The organism is Rhodococcoides corynebacterioides, assembly GCF_019834675.1.
Lineage (GTDB): Bacteria > Actinomycetota > Actinomycetes > Mycobacteriales > Mycobacteriaceae > Rhodococcoides > Rhodococcoides corynebacterioides_A.
The window spans coordinates 53,854-61,416 of record NZ_JABUBU010000019.1 but is presented as its reverse complement, the minus strand read 5'-3'; the positions used below and the strand labels follow the sequence as shown (position 1 = coordinate 61,416).

The window sequence follows — 7,563 nt, the reverse complement described above, 5'->3', positions numbered from 1 at the left end:
GCGCGGAGCGCCGGGGGGGGAGCAGCACCGGCGGGGTCGCTGCGAAGCGGCGGGGGGGTGGGGGAAGTGGGATGCATGGAACCTCCCGGATGATCGGTCGGCCACATCGAGCGCGGGCCGAATAACGATGAGGTTACCTCACTATGAGGCTGACCGCTACAACGTAGGATGGCGTCCGTGCATTCCTCCGACCTCGGCGACCTGACGATCACCGTCGCCCGCGCCCTGCGACGACGGCACCTCGCCGCTCTCGAACCGTTCGGACTCCCGCCCTCCCACGGGCGAGCACTGAAGGTGCTGGCCCGCAGCGACGGTCCCGTTCGGCCCGGCTTCCTGGCCGAGCGGCTGCGCATCGCTCCGCGATCCGTCACCGACGTCGTCGACGCCCTGGCCGACGCCAGATTGATCGACCGCCGCCCGGACGCCACCGACCGTCGGGCGATCCTGGTCGACCTGACCGACGCCGGACGTGCGCTCGCGGCCGACGTCGCCCGCGCGCAACGACGAGCGTCGGCCGGGCTGTTCGACGTCCTGGACGAGGAGGAGCAGGGCACGCTAGAACGGCTGCTCGCGCGCGTCGCGGCCGAGGCCCCGCCGCCGCGCGGTTAGGCGGGGGCGGTTGCGGGAACAGGTCTGTCTCATGAGGGGACGGGTGATCGCTGCTGCGGTCGTGCGGAACGATTCCGTCGTTCCTCAGTTGGTGCGCTTCGCCGCGGTCGGCGCGGTCAGCAACGTGCTGTACGTCGCGGTGTTCGTCCTGATGCAGCCCGAGGGCCGCGTGATCGCGAACGTCGCGGGCGCGGCCGCCTCCACCGTGTTGGCCAACGAGCTGCACCGCCGCCTGACCTTCCACGCCGGTGAGCGGGTCGGCTGGTTCACCGCGCAGTGGGAGGCGGGCGGGCTGGCGCTGGTCGGCCTCATGGTCTCGACCGCCGCCGTCACCGCACTCGAGGTCGCGGCCCCCGGCACGGGCGCCTTCGCGTCGGCCGTGCTCGTGGTGGCCGTGACGGCCGTCGTCGGCGCGCTGCGCTTCCTCGCCCTACGGGGCTGGGTCTTCTAGCTGCCGTCGCGGTCGCGTCGCGCCAGCTCGGCGAACATCGCGTTGTGGGCGGCCAGGTCGGCGTCGTCGTCGCGGTCCGCGGCGCGGTCGGTGCGCACGGCTTCCTTCCGATCGCTGGCGGACCACTGCACGAGCAGCGCGATCATGACCAGCAGCAGCGGGATCTCGCCCGTCGCCCAGGCGATGCCACCGCCGAGTCGCTGGTCGGCCAACAGATCCTGGTTCCACGGCAGGCCCAGCCCGCGGAAGAACTGCTCCCCCATCACCGATTCGGTGCTCATCAGCGCCACGCCGAAGAAGGCGTGGAACGGCAGGGAGCCGAACACCATGGCCAGCTTGGTCACCGGCGAGAGTCGACGCGGCGCCGGGTCGACGCCGATGACCACCCAGTAGAACAGGTAGCCGCTGAGCAGGAAGTGCAGGTTCATCAGCAGGTGAGCGCCGTGCGAATCGACCGCCGAGTCGTAGATCCCGCCGAGGTACAGCGCGTAGAACCCGCCGACGAAGATCACGGCGGCGACCAGCGGCTGGGTGAGGAATCGCGACACCGGGCTGTGCAGCGCGGCGAGGATCCACTCGCGCGGTCCGGGCACACCGTTCTTCCCCGCCGCGGGCAGCACCCGCAGCGCCAGGGTGACGCCGCCGCCGAGCGCGAGCAGCACCGGCGTGAGCATCGAGAGCACCATGTGCGCGCCCATGTGCACGGAGAACATGGCCATGGAGTACCGACCGATGCCCGACGACGTGGCGACGAGCAGGCTCGCGCAGCCCAGGACCCACGCGACGGTGCGGCCCATCGGCCAGGTGTCGCCGCGCCGGGTCAACCGCCGCACGCCGATCAGGTAGACGACGGCGAGCACGATCGCGGCGGTGCCGAAGATCAGGTCGAAGCGCCAGTCGGTGACGAAGGTGGCCACCGAGGGCGGGCGGGTCAGGTCGTACCCCAGTTCGACCTCGGTGAGGGTGAGCTCCCGTCCGTCGCCCGCGGGCGGTGGGGTGCGCGACAGCCCGACGGCCAACCCGACGGTGGCCGCGAACACCAGCATCTCGGCACCGGCGAAGCGGACGAGCGCCGAGCGTGACGACGGGTCGGCGGTCAGGTCGGGCAGCGACCGTCGGCGGTGGACGTAGCCGAACGTGCCGAGCGCGATCAGCGCCACCACCTTGGCCAGCACCAGGCGGCCGTAGGTGGTGTCGATCAGGTCGGCCGGGGTGATGCGGACGAAGGCGTTGACCACGCCGCTCACGCCCATCACCACGAACGCGATCAGCGCGACGGCGGAGAACCGGCGGGCGGCGACATCGGTGTGGGCGCCGCGACGACGAGCGTGCGCGAGCAGCGCGAACAGTCCGCCGGCCCAGAGCGACGCGGCCACGAGGTGCAGGATGAGGCTGTTGGTGGCGACGTCGTGCGATCCGCCGGACGACGAGTGCCCGGTCAGCGCCAGCGGCATGAGCGAGGCGAGGCCGACCAGCAGCAGCACCGGAGTCCAGCCCCACCGGAGCACGGAGCGGGCGGCGATGGTGAGGATCAGCGCGATGATCGCGGTCCACTGCCAGGCCCGCGCCAGTTCCACCTGAGCCAGGCCGGACCACAGGTTCGCCGGTTCGAGCGCTTGCCCGAGCGGCTGACCGGAGGTGTCCGACAGCGTCAGCGGCACCAGGACGATCGCGCAGCCGGCCCACACGGCGGCGGCGACGGACGCGGTCCGCACCGCGCGGTAGCCGTCGACGTCGAGCACGCCCGACGCCTGCGGCGGGACCAGGAACGCCGCGAGTAGCAGCGATCCGATGGCGATCACCGCGGCTATCTCTCCGAGCGCCCGCACCGCCGGCAGTCCGTAGGTGGTGACGGGGCCCGGATCCGGAATGCCCAGCAGCACCAGCGCCTGCGACGCGGACAGCGCGACGATCAGCGCCGCGACGACCGCCGCGACCAGGCCGGCTCCCGCGGCGACGCCCGACGACCCCGCGCCCCGCTCGGGCGTCGTGACGGGTCGGACCTCGGTGATTGCCATGCTTCCAGGGTAGAAGCCGATCGGGCCGGATTCGCCGACAGGTTGTAGTAGATGCGCCACACCGGCGGACTCCACCGGTGCCGGGGACGCCCCTTGGCTACACTCTCCCTGCGCCTCCGTAGCTCAGGGGATAGAGCAAGGGCCTTCTAATCCCTTGGTCGCAGGTTCGAATCCTGCCGGGGGCACTTCGCGTTCCGGCGCCCGGCCTTCCCGCTGATCGCTCCTGCGTTCACGGACGGTGCACCGTCCGCGAGTGCGGAATCCGTCCGCGGAAAGCCCGACCCACCCGCCGGGTAGCGTCGCAGCCGTGATGCGCCGACTCCTCGCCGCCGGGGCGTGCGCACTGGCGCTCGCCGGATGTGCACCGGCCGACCCGCCCGCCGAGACCCCGCCGACGTCCGGCGACTCGACGACCCCGGAACCGACCACCACCGCACCGAGCACGCCCGCCGGCCCCGCCGGTCCCCCAGTCCCCACCGGAGCGGACGCCGTCGCGGCCGACGATCTCTTCGTCGCCGGACTGCAGGCCGGGGCCGTCGAGTTCGCCGACCCCGAGACCATGATCATCCTGGGCCGCGGCATCTGCGCCGAACTGCAGCAGGGCGCGCCGGTGATCGCCGAGGTGGACGCGGTGACCACCGGCAGCGGCGGCAAGTGGGACCAGGGCGCGGCCGGGGCCATCGTCGGCTCCGCGATCGGGGCGTACTGCCCCGAGTTCCGCGCCCTGCTCCCGAACTAGCGCTTGCGGCGCAACAGAAATCGCTGGATCTTGCCGCTCGGCGTCTTGGGGAGGGCGTCGACGAAGTGCACCGTCCGCGGGTAGGCGTGCGCCGCGAACTTGGTCTTCACCAACTGCTGCAACTCGGTCTCCAACTCGGCCGACCCCTCGTTGCCGGGTGCGAGCACCACGTACGCCTCGACCACCTCGCCGCGGATGTCGTCGGGCTGGCCCACCACGGCCACGTCGATCACCGACGGGTGCTCGACCAGCACGCTCTCGATGTCGAACGGGCCGATGCGGTACCCGGCCATGATGATGACGTCGTCGTTGCGCGCGGAGAAGAAGTAGGAGCCGTCCTCGACCCGTCCCGCGTCCCCGGTGAGGTACCAGGCGCGGTCCTCGGTGAAGCGCTCGGCGGTCTTGTCGGGGTCGTCGAGGTAGCCGTCGAACCACATCAGTGGCGAGCCGGCGACGTCGAACGCGATCTGACCGTCGATCACACCGGCCGCGAAGCCCGGCAGCGGCGTGCCCATCGACCCCGGGATGACGTCCTCGCGCACCGCGTCGTGCCAGCCGTTGACGATCACCATGCCGTGTTCGGTCTGGCCGTAGTGATCACGCACGGTCACCCCGAGTGCCTTCTCGCCCCAGACGAGGACGTCCGGAGTCAGCGGTTCGCCCGCCGACGACGCCCGGCGCAGCGACAGCCCGCCCACGGACGGATCCTTGCTCAGGCTGCGGTAGACGGTGGGGGCGGCGGCGAAGTTGGTGACCCCGAAGGTGGTCATGACGGCGGATGTCACCGCGGAGGTGAATCCCGCGTGCAGCATCAGGCTGCGTCGACCCATCGCCATCGGCCCGAGGATCGCGTAGTACAGCCCGTACGCCCAACCGGGGTCGGCGGCGTTCCAGAACACGTCGTCCTCGCGCACGTCGAGTCCGTAGGTCATGTAGGCGACGAACGACGCCAGCGCCCGCGCCGGCACCGGCACGCCCTTGGGACGACCGGTGGTGCCCGAGGTGAACAGCTGGACGATGATGCCGTCTCCGCCCACCACGACCGACGAAGCCAGGGGCTCGTTCTCGGCGACCATCGCGTCGAAACCGGGTCCGGTCTCCACGACGGCGATCCCGTCGATGCCCTCGAGCTTGGGCCGCTGGTCGCTGTCGACGACGACCACGCGCGCTGCCGCGGCCGTCACCCGCATCTCGATCGCGGGCGTCGCAAACGCGGTGAACAGCGGCACGTGCACGGCGCCGAGGCGCCAGATCGCGAGCAGCGCGACGATCAGTTCCTCACGCTTGCTCATGAGCACGCCGACGCGGTCGCCCTCGCCGATGCCCATCGACGCGAGTCCCGTGGCGAAGCGTGCGGACTTGTCGGCGAGCGCACCGAACGTCAGGTCGTGGTGGGTGAGCGCGCCCTGAGCGTCGACGTCGACGAACGTGAAGGCGACCGACGACGGATCGTGGTCGTCGCAGAGGGCTGCGGCGACGTTCAGCGAGTCGGCGCCGTAGGTCTCGCCGAGGGCGGTGATGGCGGCTGCGGTGTCGGCCGCCGTGGGTGCCGTGGCAACTCCGTGCACAGTGGTGTCCTTTCACTCGTTCTGTGATTCAGTGTGGTCCACACCACGCGGCGGGCGATACCCTCCGAAGGGGGTGGGTGTCCGACGTGGTTCGGTGAGAAAGACGGAGAGATGATCGCCAGTACGAGTTCGCGCATGGACACCGCTGTCGCCCGGTTGCGGCAGGCCACGGGGGTCTCCCTCGCTTTCGGCGGCACGGTCGGCGCATCCCGGAAGCTCTCGCTCGCGCACTTCTGCGGTCGGTCGGTCGGCGCCCTCGACGGCGTCGCGCTCGAGCCGGGGCAGGGTCTCGGCGGCCGCGTTCTGCAGATCGGCCGGACGGTGTCGGTCGACGACTACACCACCACCTCCGTCATCAGCCACCGGTACGACGCGATCATCGCCGCCGAGGGCCTGCGCGCCATGATCGCGGCACCCGTCGTGGTGAACGAGCGGCACGTCGGCGTGCTCTACGGCGCCAACCATCGCGTCGGCATCATCGGCGGGCGGGTTCTCGACGCGTTGAGCGACGAGGCTCGCCGCGTCGGGCAGGAACTGGCGGTGGACGAAGAGCGGGCCCGCTCGGACCGGCTGCGCGAGGACATTCGACTCGCCTACGCCAATCTGCGCATGCTCGCGGCCCGGGTGGACGATCCGACCGTGAAGGCCGCCCTCGATCGCGCCGGGGCCGATCTCGCCGGAGCCGTGGTCGGCGGCGTCGAACCCGACTCCTCCTGCATGCTCACGGCGCGGGAGCTCGACGTGGTGTCCCTCGTCGCCACCGGCAAGTCCAATGCGGCCGTGGCCGACTCGCTGGGACTGACCGTCGGCACGGTGAAGAGCTACATGAAGTCGATCATGGTCAAACTCGGCGCCACCACGCGCATGGAGGCGGCCACCTCGGCGCGCCGGGCGGGCCTGCTGCCCTGACTGTCGGTGCAGAAATCCACCGTGGGGGTGGACTACTGCACCGAAGTCGCCGGGCCGGTCCGCAGGTCCTTCTCCAGCGGCGTCGGGAACGACGGCGTCACGGGCGTTCCGTCGAGTACGGCGCTGATGCGGACGGCCTCGCGCTCGATCCCCGCGACCGCTCGCGCGGGAACCTCCTCGATCAGGCGCGTGACTACGCCCTCCCCCGGCCGCACCGCCCACCCGCCGACGACGCGGCCGTTCCACCACACGGTGGGACCCACGTTGCCGAAGGTGTCGAACAGCGCCGGGCGATGCGCGTCGGGCAGGAACCAGCGCCGGTCCTTCCACCCCATCGGCGTGGGGTCCAGGGCGGGCAGGAGCGCCGCACCTCCGGCGGCGTTCTCGATCTCGGTGTCGGACAGCATGATTCCCGGTCCCGAGTCCAGCTCGACCTCGCGCACGTCGAGGGCCGTCACGGCTTTCTGCGTATGGCCCTTCGACCACCCGGTCCACCACTGCAGGTCGTCGACGGTCGCGGGGCCGAACACCTCGAGCCACCGCCGCGCCAACTCGACCCGCGCCTCGGCCTCGTCGATCACGGGCAGTCCGTCCGGCCACCAGTAGTCGACTGGCGCCCACGTGTGGTGTCGGGACGACCACGACCCCCGCGGCTGCACCCGCACCATGCGCCCCTCGGCGGACAGCAGGGCGAGCAGCGGGGACGTGACGTTGCGACGCACGTCGTACTTCTTGTCCGTCGTCGGCAGGAAGGCGGTGCGCAATGCCGGTACGGCCGTGGACAATTCGGCACCGGTGGCCGTCCCGGCCGTGCGCAACGCCGCGTCGACGTCCGCTTCCACCCCGGCGAGCCAGGCCTCGGCATCGTCGATCACGGGGTCGGTCGGCTTGGTCGACAATTCCTTGAGCAGTCGCGTGCGCAGCGTGCGCGCCACCCCGGCACTCGCCCCCGCCTGCACGACGGGCATGAACGGCTTCTCGACGACGAACAATGTCCGGCGCATGGCGAGAACGCGGACCAGCGTGCGGGCGTCGTACATGGCGGCCGCGATGTCGGCGAGCGTGGCGGTGCGCGACCGGGCGATCACCTGCAACGACACGCTCGCGGGATCGGTGGCGTGGAGCGCCAGGACTCGGGCGGTCACCGCGTCGGGCGTGAGCGACTCCCCCGTCCCCACTGCATGCCGGGAGATCAAGCGGGCGCGGCGCTGGGTGTCGGTGATTCGCACGCGACCATTGTGACCAGCGTCGGAGAGAATCGCGTAAACG

7 protein-coding genes and 1 tRNA gene are annotated in these 7,563 nt (G+C 71.3%); 5 read left to right on the top strand and 3 right to left on the bottom strand.

Going from position 1 to position 7,563, the window contains the following annotated elements:
- Positions 1-177: 177 nt before the first annotated feature.
- Both HQ603_RS15715 and HQ603_RS15710 read left to right on the top strand, forming a co-directional pair.
- Positions 178-609: a MarR family winged helix-turn-helix transcriptional regulator gene (locus tag HQ603_RS15715; RefSeq protein WP_222685671.1), complete on the top strand. Its 432-nt coding sequence runs from the start codon at positions 178-180 to the stop codon at positions 607-609.
- Between the two features lie 31 nt (positions 610-640).
- Positions 641-1,060 (top strand): GtrA family protein, encoded by a 420-nt coding sequence (locus HQ603_RS15710; protein WP_222685670.1) that lies wholly within the window; start codon positions 641-643, stop codon positions 1,058-1,060.
- Here HQ603_RS15710 and HQ603_RS15705 read toward each other — a convergent pair.
- Positions 1,057-3,078: a cytochrome c oxidase assembly protein gene (locus tag HQ603_RS15705; protein WP_222685669.1), complete on the bottom strand. Its 2,022-nt coding sequence runs from the start codon at positions 3,076-3,078 to the stop codon at positions 1,057-1,059. The genes HQ603_RS15710 and HQ603_RS15705 overlap by 4 nt on opposite strands.
- Positions 3,079-3,190: 112 nt before the next feature.
- Here HQ603_RS15705 and HQ603_RS15700 point away from each other — a divergent pair.
- Both HQ603_RS15700 and HQ603_RS15695 read left to right on the top strand, forming a co-directional pair.
- Positions 3,191-3,263 (top strand) — tRNA-Arg (locus tag HQ603_RS15700).
- Positions 3,264-3,388: 125 nt separating this feature from the next.
- A complete protein-coding gene (locus tag HQ603_RS15695; RefSeq protein ID WP_261773931.1) occupies positions 3,389-3,817 on the top strand; it encodes a DUF732 domain-containing protein in 429 nt (142 codons plus the stop codon).
- On the opposite strand, the gene HQ603_RS15690 is transcribed toward HQ603_RS15695, so the two are convergent.
- On the bottom strand, positions 3,814-5,337 hold the full coding sequence (locus HQ603_RS15690) for an AMP-binding protein (RefSeq protein WP_222685683.1): 1,524 nt from the start codon (positions 5,335-5,337) through the stop codon (positions 3,814-3,816). The genes HQ603_RS15695 and HQ603_RS15690 overlap by 4 nt on opposite strands.
- A gap of 159 nt (positions 5,338-5,496) precedes the next feature.
- Here HQ603_RS15690 and HQ603_RS15685 point away from each other — a divergent pair, with 159 nt between their 5' ends.
- Positions 5,497-6,294, top strand: a complete 798-nt coding sequence (locus HQ603_RS15685) for a helix-turn-helix transcriptional regulator (protein ID WP_222685666.1) — start codon at positions 5,497-5,499, stop codon at positions 6,292-6,294.
- Positions 6,295-6,326: 32 nt separating this feature from the next.
- Here HQ603_RS15685 and HQ603_RS15680 read toward each other — a convergent pair whose 3' ends face one another.
- Positions 6,327-7,523, bottom strand: a complete 1,197-nt coding sequence (locus HQ603_RS15680; protein ID WP_222685664.1) for a winged helix DNA-binding domain-containing protein — start codon at positions 7,521-7,523, stop codon at positions 6,327-6,329.
- Positions 7,524-7,563 lie beyond the last annotated feature (40 nt).

Excerpts from the sequence above, each read along its gene's own strand:
- HQ603_RS15685 (WP_222685666.1), top strand. The coding sequence starts at position 5,497 with ATGATCGCCAGTACGAGTTCGCGCATGGACACCGCTGTCGCCCGGTTG.
- HQ603_RS15710 (WP_222685670.1), top strand. The coding sequence starts at position 641 with ATGAGGGGACGGGTGATCGCTGCTGCGGTCGTGCGGAACGATTCCGTC.
- HQ603_RS15695 (WP_261773931.1), top strand. The coding sequence starts at position 3,389 with ATGCGCCGACTCCTCGCCGCCGGGGCGTGCGCACTGGCGCTCGCCGGA.
- HQ603_RS15705 (WP_222685669.1), bottom strand. The coding sequence starts at position 3,078 with ATGGCAATCACCGAGGTCCGACCCGTCACGACGCCCGAGCGGGGCGCG.